This is a genomic window from Paenibacillus sp. FSL R7-0272 (assembly GCF_037969905.1).
GTDB classification, from domain to species: Bacteria; Bacillota; Bacilli; order Paenibacillales; family Paenibacillaceae; genus Paenibacillus; species Paenibacillus polysaccharolyticus.
On the sequence record NZ_CP150221.1, the window covers coordinates 533,026 to 553,426 of the forward strand.

The window sequence follows — 20,401 nt, forward strand, 5'->3', positions numbered from 1 at the left end:
CTTTGCGCGGTTTGCTCAGAAATTATCCCATATTTTGCACTAATTCTACTATAGAAGGATGGTTGTTATGGAACAGACCGAAGGGGGAACGGTGATGAACAATAAACTGAAACCACGCCGGCCCTTGAGAGAGAAACATTACTGGGAAGAGTGGACGGGACGGATCTACACGTCGATATGTGTCGTTTTCCTGATCGTTGTCATGTTTTCCATCGTATATTTTGTCGCATCCAAAGGGTTATCAACCTTTTTCCAGGATGGCGTCAGCCTGCGTGAGTTCATTTTCGGAAAAACGTGGAATCCTACAGGTGAGCCTGGCGTTTATGGTGCATTACCGTTTATCACGGGTTCCTTTACAACCACCTTGCTTGCAGCATTGATTGCAAGTCCGCTTAGTCTATGTGCAGCACTCTTTATGACCGAGATTGTACCGGGTAAAGGTAAAAAGATTTTGCAGCCCGCGATTGAATTGCTTTCCGGTATTCCATCCGTTGTATACGGATTTATCGGTCTAAGCGTAATTGTTCCGATGTTACGCAGTATCTTCGGAGGACCCGGCATTGGGATTGCAGCCGGATGTCTGGTGTTGTCCGTCATGATTCTGCCTACAGTTACGAGTATCATGGCAGATGCGTTGTCTGCTTTGCCTAAGGGCTTGCGTGAATCTTCTTATGCGCTTGGCGCAACACGCTGGCAGACGATTTATCGGGTAATCATTCCGACGGTGCTACCTGCATTGCTGACAGGTATTGTCCTTGGTATGGCTCGTGCATTTGGTGAAGCATTGGCTGTACAGATGGTCATCGGTAATGCGCCGCATGTACCGACATCCCTGCTCGAATCCGCTTCAACATTAACAAGTGTAATCACCCTGAGTATGGGTAACACCACGATGGGTTCTGTTCATAACAATGCATTGTGGAGCATGGCGCTTGTCCTGCTGGTAATGACCTTTGTCTTCGTCATTCTGGTTCGCCTGCTTGAAAGGAGGAACCGGGTATGAGAATGAAGCCAAAAACAGCGGATAAAATTGCAACAGTAGTCATCGTGATTCTGGCTTTATTCATTGTTGTACTTTTGCTCGGTTTACTCGGATTTATTCTGTTCCGGGGGATCGGTCAGATCAATTGGCACTTCCTGACGAGTGCGCCGCAATTGCTCAAAGGTGGCGGTGGTATTGGTCCGCAACTCTTTAACTCTATCTTTTTGCTTGTACTAACGCTGATTATTACCATCCCGCTCGGCTGGGGCGGAGGTATTTATATGGCGGAATATGCCAAACCGGGTCGGATTACAAGTTTCATTCGACTGGTTGTCGAAGTATTGTCATCTTTCCCATCGATCGTGATCGGTTTGTTCGGACTTTTGCTGATCGTAAATACGTTTGGCCTGGGCTTCTCACTCTTATCGGGTGCGATGGCACTGGCGATTTTCAACTTGCCACTTATGGTACGGACGACAGAGCAAGCTTTCCGAGCCGTTCCCAAAGAGCAGAAGGAAGCAGGACTTGCTCTTGGTTTATCCAAATGGAAGATCATTACGTCCATCCTGTTGCCTGTGGCACTGCCAAGCTTGATCACTGGTACGATTCTGGCATCCGGTAGGATCTTCGGTGAAGCAGCGGCCCTGATGTTCACTGCGGGTATGAGTAGTCCACCGCTGGACTTTACGGACTGGAATCCAACAAGTCCGAGATCACCAATTAATCCACTTCGTCCTGCGGAAACACTAGCTGTACACATCTGGAAAGTCAACAGTGAAGGCATCGGACCAGATTCAAAAGAAGTTGCAGCAGGGGCTTCTGCCGTGCTGGTCATTCTGGTACTGGCATTCAATCTGAGCGCGCGCTGGATCGGCCGGGTTGTGTACCGCCGTATGACAGCTTCGAAATAAGGAGGAAATCCACATGGCCATACCTTTTGGTACGGAACAGTTAAGCATATATTATGGACATTTTCAGGCCGTGAAGCAGATCAGCCTGACTTTCCCCGAAGCGAGTGTAACGGCCCTGATCGGGCCGTCCGGTTGCGGGAAATCCACATTCCTTCGTTCGTTAAATCGGATGAATGATGAGATTGCCGGGTCCCGCACGGAAGGACATATCTGGATGGACGGCAATGACCTTAACGAACCGGGGACGGATGTAATCAAGCTTCGTCAGAAAATCGGCATGGTGTGGCAGAAGCCAAACCCTTTTCACAAGTCTATTTACAACAATATCGCATTTGGCCCCCGCTACCGCGGTACAAAAAGTAAGAAGGCACTGGATGAAATCGTGGAAAAAAGCTTGCGCCGTGCTGCCCTCTGGGATGAAGTGAAAGACAGACTACATGAGTCAGCCTTGGCACTTTCAGGTGGACAGCAACAGCGTCTCTGTATCGCGCGCGCGCTGTCTGTAGACCCGCAGATCCTATTGCTTGACGAGCCTGCATCTGCGCTTGACCCTGTATCTACGGGTAAAGTGGAGGAATTGATCTCGGAGCTGAAGCAGGAGCTACGCATCGTTATTGTTACCCATAACATGCAGCAGGCGGCTCGCATCTCGGATTATACCGCTTATTTTTATCTGGGCAGTATGGTTGAGCACGGGGAGACGGAGCACATTTTTACTAACCCGGACAACCGCTTGACGCAGGAATATATTATGGGGCGTTTTGGTTAATAAGAGTCAAGGGTGTAGCATAGATTTATATGTTTAGAGAAACACGAAATAACAGCATGATCTTTGAACGAGGGTGTTCAAGGATCATGCTTTTTTTTGTGTTTTTTTATATTTGAACATGCTTTATGAGTTATTTACGAGTACACAAATCGCTACAATTGTAGGATCGAACTGGAATGTTGCCTATAATATTATGTCACAAGTACATTGGCAGGTTCATATGTGTCTATGATTCGTACCTGTCATGGAGTGAGGGCGGTCTTCGTTATTCGGTGCTATATAAGTTGAACTTTTCTTTTACACATTAACGGAGTGGACTGTGTAAAATCTTTAGTTCAACTTATATAGAAAAGATCGAACAAGCCCTGAACCATATGAACGAAATGAGCATATCCTATATAGAAATGATGTGCTTTGAGAATACGTCACTTTTATTGACATATAGCGTATGGCATATTACGCTGTATATGATTGAATGCATGGCAGAATGGTGAACTTTCATCATGAAATAACAGAATATAGCGAATGATAACGAGCGGGAGAGACCTGAGCAGGATAATCGAGCACAGTACAAGTAGGCATGATTGATGCAATTTAGATTCAGAACTGTACTGTACAGATGGCTTAGGCACCGAAGGAGCAAGCAGTTATGCACCCGGCATAACCGTTAATCTCTCAGGTAAAAGTACCGTCGTTGGACGCAACTCTGGAGAGTGCGCGGAAGAAGCGCCACCCAAGGGGTATATGATTGTCAGATCGCTGAACAGAGGAGTACTTGAGTGTACTTGGCTTTGTTCTTCCTGACGTTATAATCATGAAACTCTCAGGTATCAAGGACAGAGAGAGGGCTAACGGCCTTCTTCTGTCCTTTTTTAATGTCATCATTCAGTAAATCAGGAACATTGTGGTGATTCTTGTCCAGATGTCGATGACAAAACCAATTGGAGGGTTACAAGGTGCGATTTAAAGATGTTTTTTCAATTATTGGCCCGTCGATGACGGGGCCATCCAGTTCACATACAGCCGGTGCGGCAAGATTGGGACGAATTGCGCGTCAGTGGCTGGGATGCACACCGGAACGTGCAAGGCTTACATTATATGGATCATTTGCGGATACCTATCAGGGACATGGAACAGATCTGGCACTAATCGGTGGTTTGCTGGGTTACGTTACAGATGATCCACGTATACCGGATGCAGAGCAATATGCAGATGAAGCAGGCATGGAGGTTGAATTTTACACCAGCGGTCTGCCAGCTCCCCATCCTAACACGGTCAAGATTGAATTGTGGCACGGCGAACGGGCATGCTCTTTAATAGGCGCTTCCATCGGTGGCGGCAGTGTATCTGTGCATGCTTTAAATGATTTTCGCGTACAGATCAGTGGAGAGTTTCCGACACTTGTTTTGCGTCATGCCGATAAAGCGGGAGTTCTGGCATCCGTGACCTCAACCATTAGCTCATCTGGAGTGAATATCGGCTATATGCAAGTGGATCGAAAGGCTCGTGATGGTGAGGCGCTTACAGCAATGGAGATGGATGCACCGCCGAGTGAAGACACGTTGAACAAGCTGCGTTCATTGGATCATATGCTGGATATTCGTGTGATTGATCTGAAGAGAGGGGGTGATCCGGATGCGGTTTAAACATCTACATGAATTGAACACCATCTGCACTGCGGAGTCCAAAACAATTGCACAGTTGATGATTGAAGAGCAGGTGCAGGAGACTAACACACCCGAAACAGACGTCGTAAAGCAAATGTCGGAGTACTACCAGGTGATGAAAGAAGCGGTTCGTAAAGGACTTACAGAAGATACAACCTCACGTAGCGGACTGACGGGTGGGGACGGGAAAAAGATGGCCGAATATATTCGCCAAGGCGAAACATGCTCAGGTGATGCTTCTGCCCTTGCCATGGCCTATGCGCTATGTGTATCGGAAGTAAATGCCTCTATGGGACGTATCGTGGCTACCCCAACGGCGGGCTCTTGTGGCATCATTCCGGGTGTGTTTATCAGCTCGCAGGAACGATTTGGCTGGACGGATGAACATCTGGTGAATGGATTGTTCTGCGCCGGTGCTATTGGATACGTGATCGCCAACAATTCATTTATTTCAGGGGCCGAGGGCGGCTGTCAGGCGGAAGTAGGATCAGCGATTGGCATGGCTGCCGGTGCGATGGTGGAGCTTCGCGGAGGGACACCGGAGCAGGTAGTGCATGCTGTAGGATTGGCTTTGAAAAATACACTGGGCCTCATCTGCGATCCGGTTGCTGGCCTTGTAGAGATTCCATGCATCGTGCGCAACGGACTCGGTGCCGTTACTGCACTGGCTGCCGCAGATATGGCACTCGCTGGTGTACGTAGTGCCATTCCGTCTGACGAAGTCATTGACGTGATGTTGGAGGTAGGCAGTGCGATGCCAAGCCGTCACCGCGAGACAGCGCAAGGTGGGCTCGCTCAGACACCTACAGGCCGCAAGATGATGGAGAAGCTGGCGAAACCAAAGGCCAAGCGGTTGCCGGATGAGTCATCCGAAACATCAACAACAGGCTCAGAGGCAGAATAGCAAGTGGATCATATACAGGACAGGGTCAGATAGCTTGGGAGTACAAAACCAGGTTCCGATTTAGCAAGTAGCAAGTAGTAATTATTAATTAGAGCATGTTAGTCGTTATTACATCATAACAAACAAGCGTCCGCGAACCTGGTTTTCTCAGGTTATGCGAGACGCTTGTTTGTCCAGTCTGCCTAAACCGCCAAGATAGCAGTCAACCAATCAGAATTGGAGAAGGCAGTCATGTATTGTTGTTTCAAAAAGGCATCTACTTTACTTCTGTGCGCATCACGGCATATCCGTAAGCAGGCAGTTCAATGGCAAGCACACCGTCTTCCAGAGCGGTGCGATGGTTGCCCTCAAACAGCTCCGTCCAAGGTTGCTCTCCTGCATCCAGTTCAACGATGGCGGTTTCCTCAGAACGGTTGAACAGAATGAGGATGCGTTCCTCGTCACTTTGCCGCTCCATCACAAGCTGGCTACCGCCTTCCTGAGCTTGCAGGAAACGGATGGTTCCGGCTGCTCGCAGAGCAGGATGAGCATGGCGCAGAGCAATCAGCTTTTGATAAAAGTGAAGTAGCTCCCGATCCTGCTTCGCTTCGTCCCACTCCATGCATTTGCGGCAACCTGGATCATGTTCTCCGTCAAGCCCGATCTCGTCACCATAATAGATACATGGGGCTCCCATATAACTGAACTGGAACAAGGCAGCCAGTTTCATCTTGCGTTGATCGCCCTCACACAAGGTAAGCAGGCGCGGAGTATCGTGACTGTCCAGTAAGTTGAATGCCACCTCGCTCGCTTGAAGTGGGTAGCGGGATAGCTGCCTGCCAAGGGCACTCGCGAATTGTTCAGCGTGCATCTTATCTTCCACAAAGAAATGATTTACGGCGGCGGTGAACGGATAGTTCATGGCAGCATCGAACTGGTCCCCTTGTAGCCAGGAAGAAGATTCGTTCCATATCTCACCTAGAATGTAGGCATCCGGGTTGGCTTCCTTAACAACCCGCCTGAAATCTCTCCAGAAAGCATCGTCCACTTCATCAGCTACATCAAGACGCCAACCGTCCGTTCCAACTTCCTTGATCCAATATTCCGCTACTTCGAGCAAGTAGGCCTTCACATCGGGATTCTCTGTATTCAGCTTGGGCATATGAGCCTCAAAGCCAAATGTCTCATAGGTTGGAATGCCATCCTTTACGTCGAGCGGGAATTCATGTACGTGAAACCAGTCCTTGTATTTAGACTTGGCACCAAGCTTTTGTACATCGACAAAAGGAGCAAATGTTTTGCCTGAATGATTAAACACGGCATCCAGCAGCACACGAATACCGCGTTCATGACATAGCTTCACCAGATGCTTCACTGTGTCAGCATCACCGAAATGGCGGTCGACGCGCAGATAGTCTTCGGTATCATATTTATGATTGGTTGTAGCTTCGAAAATCGGAGTAAAATAAATCGCATTAATACCCAGTTCACTGAGGTAATCAAGGTGGTCGATTACGCCCTGCAGGTCACCGCCAAAGAAATTAAAGGGTGTAGGTTCACCGCCCCAAGGTTCAACCTCTTTGGGATTGATATCCGGGTTGCCATTGGCAAAGCGCTCGGGGAAAATCTGATAAAACACAGCATCTTTCACCCATGCTGGGGGTGTAAACACAGCTCCGGCATGAAGATATGGGAACTGAAACATGCGGCCTGGGTCATCGGGCTCCTCCTCTTGGAAATCCGTCTCGGTCATCCAGATGTGTTCATCTCCACTTTTGAGCAAAAAAGCATACTTCAATCGATGATACGGAGGTCTCACTTCCCCCTCGTAGTAGTCAAACATTGAGTCTGACGTCAATTTGGTCAGAGGAACCATATCTCTTGTTTCCTCCCACGCGTATTTATCTCCAGTCAGGGCATACACCTCGGTGAGATCATTCTTTTTGGCACGCAGACGTAGACGAATCGTATCCTGATCATAGGCATAGGCCCAGTTTCGTTTCGGTTGGTGAAAGATGGCTTCAAGCAGCATATGTAATTCCTCCTGTCAGATATAAATGAAGTAAGCAGAGACCAATTCATTTAAATTAGATAAAATATGCTAGTAGTGCAGTAATACAGGTGATATGTAGACATTATTGCTGAAAGATATAGCTTCATAATTACGTGACTGCAGATTGCGTTATAATAGGGTATGGACAGAGAGGACTGGCTCCAAACGAGTGACATGGAATGTACTGAAACCTAGGTAACGGACATTGTAGCTTGTGCAACCAGGCTTGCATTTAAACTCGCGGGGAGGTTCGCTCCATTCAAAATTTAAAGCCAAAAATCATAAAGATAAGCATTGCCGCCCAGATATATCATTAACCCAAAGGGAACGGAAAGGAAACGAGTACATAGATGAAAAACAAACTGTTATACATTGAGGATGATACGGAAATTGCAACATGGGTGAGAGAAGATCTGGAGGAGCGTGGATATGAGGTCGTTTGGCTTGGGAGCGGTGAAGGGGCCACCGAGGCTGTGGCAGACTGCTCCCTGGTCATTCTGGATGTCATGCTGCCAGGGCTCGACGGATTCACGGTAGGCCAGCGATTAAAAAAAGAATATCCTGCTGTGCCCATCGTTATGCTCTCGGCCAGAACATCCATTGATGACAAGTTGCATGGACTTGATTTTGCCGATGATTATGTGACCAAACCTTTTCATCCGGACGAGCTTGCAGCGCGGATTGAGGTTCAACTGCGGAAAGCAGGCAAAGTAGCTTCAAGTGAAGCGGTACTTAAGCTGGATCATCTGTCGATTTATGAGCAGGATAACCGGATAGTGAATGAGCAGACGGGGGAAGAGATTATTTTATCCGGTAAACAGTTCCACATCTTCGCTTATTTGCTTCGGCATATGGGCATGATTCGCACCAAAGAGCAGATCTATGAAGCGGTGTGGAACGAGTCTTATCTGGATGGGGACAAAACGTTGATGGTGCACATCCGGCATCTGCGCGAGAAGCTGGAGATTGATCCGGCCAATCCTGTCATTATTCAGACAGTACGCGGTGTTGGCTATCGTGTGAAGAAGCCATGATCAGATGGTATAGAGAACGGAAGGCAAGAAAGTCTGAACAGAACAGAGGCAGTGAAACAGGACAGCCTATCCGTCCCAAAATAAAGTTTGGCCGATCGCTGATGTCCAGATACATGCTACTGATTCTGGCAGCTTTTCTGTTTGTACCGGTTGTGGTACCGATGGTAGCAACGGTTTTTATTGTAGTCATCAATAACGTAAACTCTAGTGAAGAAGCACCTTACGGTGATGCTGATCAAATCACCAAACTGTGGACGAGCGAATCCAAAAAGCTGGGCGAGGCTTCTGACCAAATCATAGATAAACGGATGAAAGAACTGCAGGAGAAATACCCTAAATCGGCTATGTATCGTGTAGATGCGGCAGGCAGAACGAAGTTAGTGCTTGGCGGTGAAGAGGCGGAGGTACTGAAGTCTAAATCATTACATCCTTCAGTCACTGCGGAAGGGGAGCCGGAGTCTTTAAATACAGACGTCATTCTGAAGTGGTCGCTCGCAACTGGAAAAAAAGCAGAGACCCGAATCCCGGCAAGATGGACACCAAATGATGCGGTTCAGTTTATGAAGGAAGCCTTCTATCGCGATCCTCTAACCGTTGTTTCTTTTATTGGCGGAGGAAATGTGAATAAGGGACAAGGGTTTATGGTGATTGAAGTCCCTCGTGAGCTCATTCAAAACCTTACCAATAACGGACTGTTAGAATTTGTATATTTCGGGGTAGTGATGCTGATTGTGTTTGTGATCTTTATTGTGATGTCCGTTCTGTTCTTTGCTAAAATTCGCAAGCGACTGGTTCACTTGCAATCTGCTATGGTTACCCCGAGCAAGGAGGGTATACCTCTTCCAGTGGACATTAAGAGATCGGATGAGATTGGACATTTGGAGGAATCCTTTAATCAGATGGTACACCAGTTAACGGATAGTCTTCAGCGTGAGCGGGAAGAGGAGCAACTTCGCAAACGGCTTGTGGCAGGGTTATCCCATGACCTGAGAACACCGCTTACGGTAATTCGCGGGCATATGCATGCATTGAATAAAGAGAACCTAAGTGATCAAGGCGTGCGCGCACTGAGTCGGATGGAAGGCAAGATACAGGATCTTGGTGAACTGATCGACAATTTGCTCACGTATAATCTGCTGACTAGTGGAAGATATACTTTAAAACTGGAGCAGAAAGATGCACTGCGTATGATAAGAGAAGCCGCTGCCTCATGGTATCCGGTGTGGGAGAAGGAAGAGTTTGAGATCGATATTGACCTGCCTGAAACTCCGTTAATCTGGGATGTAGATGCGCAAGGGCTGCGGCGTGTGCTGGATAATTTGTTTCAAAATGTAGTTCGTCATGCGGCAAGCGGAAAATATATTCGCATTTCCACGGAGCAGATTCAGGGTCGAACTGCCGTAGTGATCGAGGATCGCGGACCGGGAATTCAGCCGGATTCGGGTACGAGGGGCACAGGACTTGGCTTATCCATTGTCGATCTGCTGATTCGTGAGATGGGCTTGCGGAAGCGGGTAGATAGCTCAGATGCGGGTGTCCGTACCTATCTATACAGTGGCAAAGAGATTGATCGGGAAGTTTGAACGCAGGCAGAAGAGGTTTCTTTTTAAACTAAACTTAAACTTGGATGTACGCTGGCTTTAACCTTGGAGGGTTACGATAGTTCCGAGGTGATAATGAATGAGCGAAAATATTATTCAAACAGCGAATTTATGGAAAACATATAAGGACCGTGCAGCGGTTCGTGAACTTGACCTTCATATTAAAAAAGGAGATATCTACGGCTTCCTTGGTCCTAACGGTGCCGGCAAAACAACAACGATCCGCATGCTTCTTGGCCTGATTAAACCGACCAAAGGTGTCATCCGGGTCTTCGACAAAGATATTCGCAAGGACCGCATGGACATTTTACGGCGTGTAGGTTCTCTGGTGGAGTACCCTTCCTATTATGGTCATCTGAATGCGGTAGAGAATCTTGAGGTGCTACGCCGTATTATCAATGTACCCAAGTCTAGAATTGCGGAAGTATTATCTATTGTAGATCTGACAAAAGATGCTAAACGAAATGTAAAAGGATATTCCCTCGGCATGAAACAGCGTTTGGGCATTGCCAGCGCGCTACTCGGTGAACCGGAACTGCTTATTTTGGATGAGCCAACGAACGGACTTGACCCGGCGGGGATTCAGGAGATTCGGGAACTCATCAAACGTATGCCGCTGGAGCATGGCATCACCGTTCTTGTATCCAGTCATTTGCTGAGTGAAGTGGAGCAGATGGCGAGTCGTGTCGGTATTATAAGAGATGGCAAAATGGTGATGCAGGACACGATGGCGAGTCTCCATAGTCAGACAGGCAGCTCAATCAGGCTCACGGTGTCTGAACCGGAGGCAGCCATGAAGCTTGCTCGTGAGCAGGGGCAATTTGGTCAGAGACAGGGTGCTGAGCTTACCTTCCCCTACATGGATAACAGCGCAGTTGCACTGCTGGTACGTCGTTTGATTGAACAGGATCATGATGTATACCGGGTCGAAGAACAGAGACAGTCTTTGGAGGATCTCTTCATGCGTGTCATTGGCGAGGGGGCTTCCCTATGACAGGACGTGCATTATCAGCCGACTGGCTTAAAATTCGTGGCAAAGGCATCTGGTTTCTGGTGTTTCTGGCACCAATCGGCTTAACGGCCATGCAGGCTCTGAATTTCGGATTGCGGCTGGATTATCTGAAAGAACAGTATGCCGACAATTTGTGGGGAGGTCTGCTGGGAAACGTGGTTGTTTTTGTGCCGCTGGCTTTAATGCTGGGCGCAACCATTTTGAGTTCGATGATCGCCGGAATAGAGCATGAGCAGGGGTCGTGGAAGCAACTTCTGGCGATGCCAATTAAAAGGCCAGCCGTTTATCTTGCAAAGTTTCTGCTGGCCTGTGTGCTACTAATGATCTCATGTTTGTTGCTAACGGCGGGGGTTGTTGGACTGGGACTTGTGCTTGGTTTCGATGCCAAAGATATACCTTGGGCACAGGCACTGAAGCTGGGGCTTATGCCGCTAGCTGGCGCACTGCCTGTATTGTCCATTGAATTATGGTTTACGCTGGTATCCAAAAATCAGGCGCTACCGGTTACATTCGGCATTATTCTTGCGATTACCGGTATGTTCTCTCTCAGCATCTCTCCACAGTTTCCACTCGCTTGGGCACAAATGGCTTGGAGTGCGCCTAACGCTTACTTATACGCAGCAATGGGTGCAGGTTTAGGAATCATCATTCTGCTGATAGGCATGATGCACTTCAGCCGGAAGGATGTGGCCTGATATGAATTTTGCTACAACCTATTTTCGTATCTTATCTGCGGAACGTTTGAAAATGGCCAAATCGCCAATCTCGCTTTTGGTTCTAATCAGTCCCTTGATCGCACTGCTCATCGGTCTGCTCTCTTCCCCATCGGGTGATTGGATTGCATTGATGTCAGCCATGGTGATGATTCACGGTATGCTTTTGTTACCAATGCTGACAGGGGTGTTTACCTCATTTGTATGTCGTTTCGAACATGCAGGGGGTGGATGGAAACAACTCTTGGTTTTGCCACTTACACGTACAGGTGTGTATTTAGGCAAATTCACAATGGTGTTACTGCTCCTCGCTGGTACACAGTTACTTCTATTCGGAAGTATCGTTTTGACAGGATTAATCCATGGGATGGCATCACCGGTACCTTGGGGATTCCTTGTCAGTAAAATGTTGCTTGGACTTCTGGCTTGTATCCCATTGGCGGCATTACAGATGTTTGTGTCTCTGATCTGGAGCAGTTTCGCCGCGCCGCTTGCCCTGAACTTCGCGCTAACGATACCTAACATTCTGGTTGCAAACTCCGCAACGTATGGCCCGTATTATCCATGGGCACAGCCGATGATTCTGATGCTTCCCATTGAGGGAACAGGGTTTGGTGCGTTCAATGTTCCACTAGGTACACTTTTATCCGTAGTTGGTGGCAGCGCCGTGTTATTCATTGCGATGGGCATGATTTATTTTTCGAAGAAGGAAGTATAAAGTATACGTTCGATGAGAATAACAAATGAACCTTTCCTGAGGCTGTGCATCCAAAGAGTTGGTATGCAGACAGTCTCAGTTTTTTTTATATTATGCGATAAAGGTCAAATCCCATCTTTTTCATGCCTATTGATGTGAATTTCATCCTATTTGATAAGCAAAATGAGACGAGAATCTGGTAAAATAAAAAAAGCTGTTTCTAGTCAGGCGAACATGGTTATTCGAGGGTAAGACTGTTACAGCCGAAAATGGCGCATATGTAATGTGATGAAGAAAGAAGATTTTGGCTGAGAAAAGAGGGGTAGGCCTTTGGATCATAATAAAACGGAAACCCTGAAACGAATTATTTCTGAGGGTAGCTCTTACCGATCATTGTTTTTTAATCACCCGGATGCCATCTATGTGATGGACATTAAAGGGAATCACATCGATGCTAACCCTTCGTTTGAACGGTTATCTGGCTACAAGATTGAAGAGCTTGCAGGGGTGAGTCGGGATCGCATCAGCCCGCCTGAGAGTGAAAATAGAAGAGTGCAATTCATCGAAGATGTTCTGGCTGGACGTTCAGTCAGCGAAGCGATGGCTTTTTATCATAAAGATGGCTCTGTGAAACATGCACAGGTGACCTATATACCGATTACAGAAGGTGATGATGTCGTTGGCATCTATGGTATTGCCAAGGATGTGACGGATAAAGTAATCATCGAACAGGAACTGCAACAGACTCAAGAGAAATATCAGGTATTGGCCGAACATGCGCAAGATCTGATTACAACCTGTGCTATAGATGGTGAACTCTTGTATGTCTCTCCATCTGTTCGTGCACTGCTTGGTTATGAGCCGGAGGAAGTCGCAGGGAAATCATTTAAATCCTACTGTTACCCGGGAGATTATCCGGACCCTTTGCTCATTTCTAATATTGGTCATGGCTGCAAGATGAGAGTGTTACACAAAGATGGGCATTACATCTGGATGGAGACATTGGCGAAGCCCGTGACCGGGGAACATGGCAAAATAACGCAAATTGTGAGCATTAGCAGGGATATTACCCAGCAGAAAGATGCTGACAGACGTCTTCGCGAAAGCCGTGAGCGGTACAAGTCATTGTTTGAATATAATCCAGCTGCGGTATACTCCCTCGATCTGGAAGGGAATTATAGTGCTGTGAACAGCAATATGGTGCAAATGCTTGATATTCCGCGTAGCAAACTCATCGGACAGTCCTTTCTGTCGAACCTGGATAAACGAGAACGGCAGAAGGGGGAAACTGGATTTGAGCTCGTGAAGCAGGGGAAGCCTCAATACTATGAGACTCGTGTTGTAAATTCCAGTGGCCGGAAGATCGAAGTTTCGGTAACGAATGTGCCGATTATTATAGATAACGAAGTAGTTGGTGTCTACGGTATAGTATCAGATATAACGGAGCGCAAGGAGTACACGGAGCGTATTCAGGAGCTGAGCAAGCAGCATGAGTTGATCCTCAATACCGTTACCGAAGGAATCTACGGTCTCGATGCGGATGGCATTACCATGTTCATGAATCCGGCTGCGGCATCCATGTTCGGTTATGAAGCTCATGAATTCATTGGTAAAAGTTCACACCCGATTATCCATCACACGCGTGCAGACGGAAGTTATTTTCCAAAAGAAGAATGTCCGATTCACATGACGGTGCTCGATGGACATGCGCGTTCAGTGACGGAGGACGTGTTCTGGCGAAAAGACGGCAGTAGTTTCCTCGTACAGTATCAAGTAACTCCGATTATTGACGAGGGCCAGATTCGTGGTGCGGTCGTTGTCTTTAATGACGTTACCGGTGAACGTGAAATTGTCCGTGCCAAGGAGACAGCCGAACTGGCTGCACAGGCCAAGTCCGAATTCCTTTCCCGCGTTAGTCACGAAATCCGGACACCGATGAACGGCATTGTAGGAATGACTGAGCTATTGGTGGGTACAGACTTGTCAGAGGAGCAGCGAGAGTACGCCCAGATTATTCAAGAGAGCGGCGATGCATTGCTGAACATCCTGAATGATATTCTGGACTTCAGTAAGCTGGAGTCTGGTAAAATGGCCCTGGCCTTCGAGCCGTTCTCGCTCCGCAAGATGCTGGAGCAGGTTGCGGAGCTGTTCAAGCCACGAGCAGACGAGAAACATCTGGATATTCGTTTTCGTCTGAACCCGAATATTCCTGATTATATGGCGGGGGATTCGATGCGAATAAGGCAGATTCTGGTGAACCTCGTTGGCAACGCGCTGAAATTCACAGATCAGGGAAGTATCGATGTCACGGTGGACATCATTAAAGGAAGCAAACCTGAGGATAGTGTACTGGATTTTGCTGTGCAAGATACGGGGATTGGTATTCCTGCGGACAAGCAGGATCAGTTGTTCCAGTCGTTCTCTCAACTACATCCAGTAATTAACCGCAAATACGGCGGAACAGGACTTGGGCTGGTGATCTCCAAGAGACTTGTTGAGATTATGGGTGGAAGCATCAGTGTGGAGAGTACGGAAGGAGAAGGCTCCGTTTTCCGGTTTGCTATTCCGACGACGCGAGTTGAAGCATCAGGTGAAAAGTCAGCAAGTGAGTTCCAGCATGACCGTACACGTCAAAGTGACAAGGTGGCTATGCGTATTCTCGTAGCAGAAGATCATCCGGTCAACCGGAAGATTTTACAGGAATATTTGGAGAAATTGGGCTATGAGGCTGATGTGTGCACGAATGGTGTAGAAGCGATTGATGCCATCTCGCAGAATGCCTATGATATTGTTCTGATGGATATCCATATGCCTGTAATGGACGGTCTGAAAGCCACGAATCTGTTACATCGGTTAATTCCTGAGGATCGGATTCCCCCGATTATTGCCGTTACGGGCAATTCGAGGCGGGAAGATAAAGAGGCCTGTCTGGAGATCGGCATGCGGGACTTTATCAGCAAGCCGGTGATGCTAAGTGAACTGAAGCGGGTCCTCCAGCAATGGGGACCGTCTGATGAGCCGCGGATTGGGCCTAGTTAAGTAGAGATTCATATGTGGATCATTGGATTGAGCCCAACGGATTAAAAAGATAGTGTAGCAGAACAACCTTCATGTCCACGGTGTGGTGAAATGAAGGTTGTTTTTTTGTGTTCTATTTTGGAACAAGCTCGCAGTGTAGACCTGTTCCTACTCAGAATTTACGAAGGCTTAGGCTATAGTCAGGCGGTTAATATTACCGGACAAAATTTCACAGGAACGCTCGAATTTCTCAACCTCCGCTTGATCGAGATTTAATTCGATAATCTCTTGAATGCCGCCCTCCCCAATGATTGCAGGGACTCCTGCACAAACATTCCGCTGTCCATATTCGCCATCAAGAATCGCGGATACAGCAATGATTTTATGCTCGTCATTCAGGATGGAGCGAGTAATATGGGCAAGTGCATTCCCGATGCCAAACTGGGTTGAACCTTTACGTGTGAAAATTTCCCACCCAGCATCTTTCGTTTTTTTGGCGATATCGTCCAGATCCAGATGTTTGAACCGTTCCTTGTGTTGATCCAAAATGTGCAGAATAGGCTTGCCGCCAATGGTAACATGGGACCAGGCTACGAATTGGGACTCGCCGTGCTCACCGAGCGCGTAGCCGTGTACGCTGCGCGGGTCGATGGAGAATACCTCGGAGAGCAGTGTTTTGAGTCGTGAAGAGTCGATCGAAGTTCCCGTCCCGATGACACGCTCACGCGGCAACCCGGACAGTTTCCATACCATATACGTAACAATGTCCACGGGGTTGGCTGCGACAACGAAGATTCCGTTAAAACCACTGTTCATGATCGGAACCACGATATCTTTGGCAATGGACTCTGCTTCCTCCAGAACATCCAGTCTTGTCTGTCCAGGCTTTGGATTGGCTCCAGCGGTCAAAATGATGACATCCATACTGCCGCAATCGGCATACGTTCCTGCGTATACTTTCGTTCGGTTGTGTGTAAAGTCCATGCAATGGGAAAAATCGAGTGCCTGTGCTACCGCACGGTCATACGTCCGATCGACCATCATAATCTCCCTGCATATCGATTGATTGATCATCGAATATGCACAACTTGAACCTACAAGACCCGCCCCGATGACCGCCACTTTCCCTGATTTGCCTAACACTGCCTTCAGCCTCCGTTTACATTGGATTTATCCATTACTTGATTATTGTTATGTTAAGTATAGTGCTTTATTTTATGCTGAAATTCAATTCTACGTTACATAAGATAACACATGAAAAAGCAATACAGCAATGATTCCCTCTGTCGCGGGAGCGTATTGGAGTAATGGAGTTAACAAAATTGACATCAATTCGATGCACTCCGAAATTTAGACGGCATTTGCATGTACCTTTTTCGACACGACAGCATTCCTCTAGCTTGTCGGATGAAGGGACTTTTATGCGGAATATATACCTGACAAAAGTTCTTATGAATCCCCAGAAACAGAACTAAACCGTCAAAGGGTTCTGTAAGCGGATTGACGAATACTTACCGACATGCAAGAGAGAAGCACTGGCGGGCTACATTGAGGAAGGTTGTTTGGGAGTCGTTTAAGGTTTCATGTGCACAGTCCATTGTTGGCAAAGAGAAAGGTCACCCGATCCGATGACAGTTCGTTGCAGGAGCGCTAAAGTCGTTATTTTGCAAGCCAAAAAGACTTCATACCGGGAGGGAATTCATGATGATTGAAGAAGTAGGAGCAACGACGGAAACGGCCAAGAGCCTGGGTATAGGTGCCAGTACTCTTCGTAAATATGCGGCAGCACTTGAGGAGCAGGGATATCGTTTTGAACGTTCTGCGAATAAGTCCAGATTGTTCAAATCCGATGATATCGAGTGCATTGAACGTCTGATGACGGAGCTTAGAGAGCATAACCTGCCACTAGCTGATGCAGTGGTTACGGTGCTATCCCCGGCAGAAGGGAAAACAGAACAGCAGTCTGTCCAAGCCATTCGTGAGCATACAGAGCAGGAGTGTGCTGCATCCAGTACGGTCTTATCTGGAGCTAATCCATTACCGCCGTTGGAAGTGGATCAGTATGGGCAATTGAGATCTTATGAAGGACTCGGCCAGCTTGTAAGTGAGGTTACCTACGGTGCAGTTGAGCCCAAGCCGGAAGAGGACGATCGCGTGCAGGTGTTACAGCACCGGGTGGATGAACTGGAACTGACACTCCAGCATCTGGCGGAGACTCATCTTGCGCTCCAGGAACAGATGGAGAAGCAACGTCAGTGGATGAACGAAAAACTGGAGGAAGAACGAGATCGCGAACTCGTGACCAATTTGCGCAGCTATCAGGGGCGAAAACGAAAGTCTAAAATCACTTCACTCCGTATGTTGTTTGGTTTGATGCCAAAGAAACATAAAGAAGCTTAAATGAATCTGCATTATGGGTGATCGTGATTTCACATATACAGCCTGCTATAATTAGCTCCAATACAACATGAAGTCCAGCCGCTGATCAGCCGTTTCTCATGACAGGACAGGAAACTGGATCAGGCATCAGATAGCTGGCGTGGGAGGCAACGTGGAGCTGGAGAGAAGCTGGCAAAGATTGATCGGATTATTTGCAGACCGTCCTGGGCGGCAAGGAATAATCATAGGGGATCGTTATGTGATACGGGAGCTTCTAGGCATGGGGAGTTACGGACTGACCTATCTGTGCGTGGATCAGCAGACGGGAAGAGAAGTCGCGTTGAAGGAATCGAAGCCGAGTAAGGGCAGACTTGCTGCGCGGCTGCTGAGCAGGGAAGCGGATGTGTTACAGCACCTGCATCATCCAGCAATTCCTAAGCTTCTGGATACCTTTAACGTGCGAAGACGGAATTATATGGTGACAGAGTATGTCCGGGGACAGACGCTGGAACAAATGATCTTCGAAGAAGGTCAGCAATATACAGAGCGTGAATGCGTGGAACTGGCTTGTCAGCTACTAGCTCCGATAGCTCATGTACATCAGCAGGGATTCATTCATGGCGACATCCGAATCCCTAACGTCATTGTACGAGAGGGACGAGTGCATTTAATTGATTTTGGCCTGGCAAGACGCTTGGGGGAGCCGTTGTTGCCAGAGTTAAAACGCCGAATGAAAGATGTGCCTGAGCCTGAGGATGAACCGGCTATACCTGATCAGGATTTACAGGATATTGGTCACTTTCTGCTTTTCATGCTGTATTCGGCCTATGAGCCTCAGAAGGGTAGCGCACCTGCCAGCTGGCAGGAGGAGCTTCAGCTTACGCCTGCACTGCATGAGATGCTGGAGCGGCTTCTCGGGCTTCGTCCGGGTTATGAGGGCGGGGCAGGAGAGTTGCAGCGTGAGATGGATCGGTTGAGACCGTTGCTGTAGAAGCAGAAGAGCGGAGTAGAAGTTTATGTAAAATTAAAAAGCAGGGGTGTTCCGAAGGCCGTGTGTACGGTATCGATGGAACACCCCTTTGTTATATCTGGTGGTTAAGAGTCAGGTTCAAGCGAGATTGAAGTCGGGACCGACGTAGAGTCATATCAGATTCGATCGTTTAGCTGGAGCTATACTTTCTGCTTTTGTAATACCCTGATCCATGGCGCTGATCCCTGTACTTCATATCAGATGAGGAATAGCGCTTGTAGCCGCGTTTGCCAGAGGAACTGCTGTATTTTTTATAGGAACGTCTATTGGAAGAACTGTAACGTTTGTGTTGAGATGAGGACTTGGAGTCGATGAGTTTGCCTATGAGCTTCTTAAACATGAGTCGTTCATCCTTTCGTTTTCAGTTATTTTTATGCTAATACGAAGCTTGCCCAAGAGGGGTTTCGTGTTTTTGGAGAAAAAAATACTCATTCATTCACAGCTTGGCGTATAATAGGATGTTGTTTCAGTTATCGGAATTTTTTATTTTGAGCGTTTCGCGTTACAATAGAAGACAGGATAAGATCATAACGGACAAGGAGTAGTTGGCATGATCACGATAAAGACGAAAGAACAGATTGAACAAATGAGAAGAGCTGGAGAAATTCTGGCTGCCTGCCATAGAGAAATTGCAAAACTGATTCGTCCGGGAATCACAACACAGGAGATTGACCAGTTTGCAGAGGCGTTTATGAAGAAAAATGGCGCTATACCGGAGCAAAAGGGATACAACGGGTACCCTTATGCGACATGTGCGTCGGTTAATGACGTGATCTGTCACGGCTTTCCGGGAAAATATGCGCTGAAAGACGGCGATATCGTTACCATCGACATGGTCGTTAATTTGGATGGATGGCTGGCGGACTCGGCTTGGTCTTATGCAGTGGGAAATGTAAGTCCTGAAGGGCAACATTTGTTAGACGTGACGAAAAACTCTCTATACAAAGGCATTGAGCTTGCTATTGTCGGTAACCGTATCGGAGACATCTCACATGCCATTCAAACGTATGCTGAAGGAGAAGGACTGTCCGTGGTTCGTGAATTTATTGGACACGGTATTGGAGAGAAGATGCACGAAGAGCCGCAGGTTCCTCACTATGGCCCACCGCATCGCGGTCCGCGGCTTAAAGAGGGCATGGTCATCACCATTGAACCGATGTTGAATATCGGAACATTCCGCAGCAAGCTGGATTCGGATGGTTGGACTGCACGCACTTTGGATGGAAGTCTGTCCGCTCAGTATGAACATACCATTGCCATTACAGCCGATGGACCGGTCATTCTGACTGCGCAATAAGATGGGGTAGGGATTCAGATGGGTGGACTACACACAGATGTAAGGCTATTCGCCCAGAATGAAAAGATGGTGTCATTTCACTATTGGCTAATTCATTTTCACTGTGTGGTAAATTTAGTTCAGAAAAGCTATAAGGCTGGGTGACTGAGATTCCTAATAAGGATACTTGAAAAAACGATACGAAGCATGCTTTAGAACGATAATGTGACGATATTTGTATAATTTCGGGCGGCCCACGTTTGTGATCCGTCTGTTTCGGTTTAAACTATTATGAAGATCAACATAGAGCCAGTGGTGTGCCTGTGTTACTGCAGATGACAAGGGCTGACCTTGGAGCCACTGGGAATCAGGAGGT

General features: G+C 47.6%; 16 protein-coding genes and 1 riboswitch. Of the genes, 14 read left to right on the forward strand and 2 right to left on the reverse strand.

Features of this window, described 5'->3' with window-relative positions:
* The first annotated feature begins 94 nt into the window (after positions 1-94).
* From pstC to sdaAA, 5 genes are all read left to right on the forward strand, one after another.
* Positions 95-1,003 carry a phosphate ABC transporter permease subunit PstC gene (gene pstC / locus MKY23_RS02470; RefSeq protein ID WP_090919026.1) on the forward strand — a complete coding sequence of 303 codons (909 nt, stop codon included), beginning with the start codon at positions 95-97 and terminating at the stop codon, positions 1,001-1,003.
* Between the two features lie 2 nt (positions 1,004-1,005).
* Entirely contained in the window at positions 1,006-1,893 is an 888-nt protein-coding gene (gene pstA, locus MKY23_RS02475; protein WP_090919024.1) for a phosphate ABC transporter permease PstA, read from the forward strand.
* 13 nt (positions 1,894-1,906) lie between these two features.
* Positions 1,907-2,662 carry a phosphate ABC transporter ATP-binding protein PstB gene (gene pstB / locus MKY23_RS02480; protein WP_090918740.1) on the forward strand — a complete coding sequence of 252 codons (756 nt, stop codon included), beginning with the start codon at positions 1,907-1,909 and terminating at the stop codon, positions 2,660-2,662.
* Between the two features lie 526 nt (positions 2,663-3,188).
* Positions 3,189-3,362: riboswitch (glycine riboswitch) on the forward strand.
* Positions 3,363-3,618: 256 nt separating this feature from the next.
* A complete protein-coding gene (gene sdaAB, locus MKY23_RS02485) occupies positions 3,619-4,308 on the forward strand; it encodes an L-serine ammonia-lyase, iron-sulfur-dependent subunit beta (protein ID WP_154891419.1) in 690 nt (229 codons plus the stop codon).
* Positions 4,298-5,233: an L-serine ammonia-lyase, iron-sulfur-dependent, subunit alpha gene (sdaAA, locus tag MKY23_RS02490; RefSeq protein WP_154891418.1), complete on the forward strand. Its 936-nt coding sequence runs from the start codon at positions 4,298-4,300 to the stop codon at positions 5,231-5,233. Before sdaAB ends, sdaAA begins: the two co-directional genes overlap by 11 nt.
* A gap of 256 nt (positions 5,234-5,489) precedes the next feature.
* Here the strand turns inward: sdaAA and MKY23_RS02495 are convergent, their stop codons facing one another.
* Positions 5,490-7,244, reverse strand: coding sequence for an alpha-glycosidase (locus tag MKY23_RS02495; protein ID WP_339835013.1), 1,755 nt, complete (start codon positions 7,242-7,244; stop codon positions 5,490-5,492).
* Between the two features lie 371 nt (positions 7,245-7,615).
* Here MKY23_RS02495 and MKY23_RS02500 point away from each other — a divergent pair, with 371 nt between their 5' ends.
* From MKY23_RS02500 to MKY23_RS02525, 6 genes are all read left to right on the forward strand, one after another.
* Complete coding sequence (locus tag MKY23_RS02500) at positions 7,616-8,299, forward strand: response regulator transcription factor (RefSeq protein ID WP_154960032.1); 684 nt, start codon at positions 7,616-7,618, stop codon at positions 8,297-8,299.
* On the forward strand, positions 8,296-9,882 hold the full coding sequence (locus MKY23_RS02505; protein ID WP_339835015.1) for a HAMP domain-containing sensor histidine kinase: 1,587 nt from the start codon (positions 8,296-8,298) through the stop codon (positions 9,880-9,882). Before MKY23_RS02500 ends, MKY23_RS02505 begins: the two co-directional genes overlap by 4 nt.
* Before the next feature lie 97 nt (positions 9,883-9,979).
* On the forward strand, positions 9,980-10,894 hold the full coding sequence (locus MKY23_RS02510; RefSeq protein ID WP_090918727.1) for an ABC transporter ATP-binding protein: 915 nt from the start codon (positions 9,980-9,982) through the stop codon (positions 10,892-10,894).
* Positions 10,891-11,607 carry an ABC transporter permease gene (locus MKY23_RS02515; RefSeq protein WP_154891414.1) on the forward strand — a complete coding sequence of 239 codons (717 nt, stop codon included), beginning with the start codon at positions 10,891-10,893 and terminating at the stop codon, positions 11,605-11,607. The genes MKY23_RS02510 and MKY23_RS02515 overlap by 4 nt, the downstream gene beginning before the upstream one ends.
* 1 nt (position 11,608) lies before the next feature.
* On the forward strand, positions 11,609-12,343 hold the full coding sequence (locus MKY23_RS02520) for an ABC transporter permease (protein ID WP_154891413.1): 735 nt from the start codon (positions 11,609-11,611) through the stop codon (positions 12,341-12,343).
* Positions 12,344-12,652: 309 nt separating this feature from the next.
* Positions 12,653-15,361 (forward strand): PAS domain S-box protein, encoded by a 2,709-nt coding sequence (locus MKY23_RS02525; protein WP_339835019.1) that lies wholly within the window; start codon positions 12,653-12,655, stop codon positions 15,359-15,361.
* 168 nt (positions 15,362-15,529) lie between these two features.
* Here MKY23_RS02525 and MKY23_RS02530 read toward each other — a convergent pair whose 3' ends face one another.
* Entirely contained in the window at positions 15,530-16,483 is a 954-nt protein-coding gene (locus tag MKY23_RS02530; RefSeq protein WP_145334020.1) for an L-lactate dehydrogenase, read from the reverse strand.
* 558 nt (positions 16,484-17,041) lie between these two features.
* Between MKY23_RS02530 and MKY23_RS02535 the strand changes: the two genes are divergently transcribed.
* From MKY23_RS02535 to map, 3 genes are all read left to right on the forward strand, one after another.
* The gene (locus MKY23_RS02535; RefSeq protein WP_339835022.1) at positions 17,042-17,740 is read left to right on the forward strand and encodes a hypothetical protein; all 699 of its coding nucleotides are present in this window, start codon (positions 17,042-17,044) and stop codon (positions 17,738-17,740) included.
* A 139-nt stretch (positions 17,741-17,879) separates the two neighbouring features.
* A complete protein-coding gene (locus MKY23_RS02540) occupies positions 17,880-18,710 on the forward strand; it encodes a protein kinase (protein ID WP_339835024.1) in 831 nt (276 codons plus the stop codon).
* Between the two features lie 589 nt (positions 18,711-19,299).
* Complete coding sequence (map, locus tag MKY23_RS02545) at positions 19,300-20,046, forward strand: type I methionyl aminopeptidase (protein ID WP_339835026.1); 747 nt, start codon at positions 19,300-19,302, stop codon at positions 20,044-20,046.
* Positions 20,047-20,401 lie beyond the last annotated feature (355 nt).

Coding starts and splice junctions, on each gene's coding strand:
- pstC (WP_090919026.1), top strand. CDS start 95: ATGAACAATAAACTGAAACCACGCCGGCCCTTGAGAGAGAAACATTAC.
- pstA (WP_090919024.1), top strand. CDS start 1,006: ATGAAGCCAAAAACAGCGGATAAAATTGCAACAGTAGTCATCGTGATT.
- pstB (WP_090918740.1), top strand. CDS start 1,907: ATGGCCATACCTTTTGGTACGGAACAGTTAAGCATATATTATGGACAT.
- sdaAA (WP_154891418.1), top strand. CDS start 4,298: ATGCGGTTTAAACATCTACATGAATTGAACACCATCTGCACTGCGGAG.
- MKY23_RS02495 (WP_339835013.1), bottom strand. CDS start 7,244: ATGCTGCTTGAAGCCATCTTTCACCAACCGAAACGAAACTGGGCCTAT.
- MKY23_RS02500 (WP_154960032.1), top strand. CDS start 7,616: ATGAAAAACAAACTGTTATACATTGAGGATGATACGGAAATTGCAACA.
- MKY23_RS02505 (WP_339835015.1), top strand. CDS start 8,296: ATGATCAGATGGTATAGAGAACGGAAGGCAAGAAAGTCTGAACAGAAC.
- MKY23_RS02510 (WP_090918727.1), top strand. CDS start 9,980: ATGAGCGAAAATATTATTCAAACAGCGAATTTATGGAAAACATATAAG.
- MKY23_RS02515 (WP_154891414.1), top strand. CDS start 10,891: ATGACAGGACGTGCATTATCAGCCGACTGGCTTAAAATTCGTGGCAAA.
- MKY23_RS02520 (WP_154891413.1), top strand. CDS start 11,609: ATGAATTTTGCTACAACCTATTTTCGTATCTTATCTGCGGAACGTTTG.
- MKY23_RS02535 (WP_339835022.1), top strand. CDS start 17,042: ATGATGATTGAAGAAGTAGGAGCAACGACGGAAACGGCCAAGAGCCTG.
- map (WP_339835026.1), top strand. CDS start 19,300: ATGATCACGATAAAGACGAAAGAACAGATTGAACAAATGAGAAGAGCT.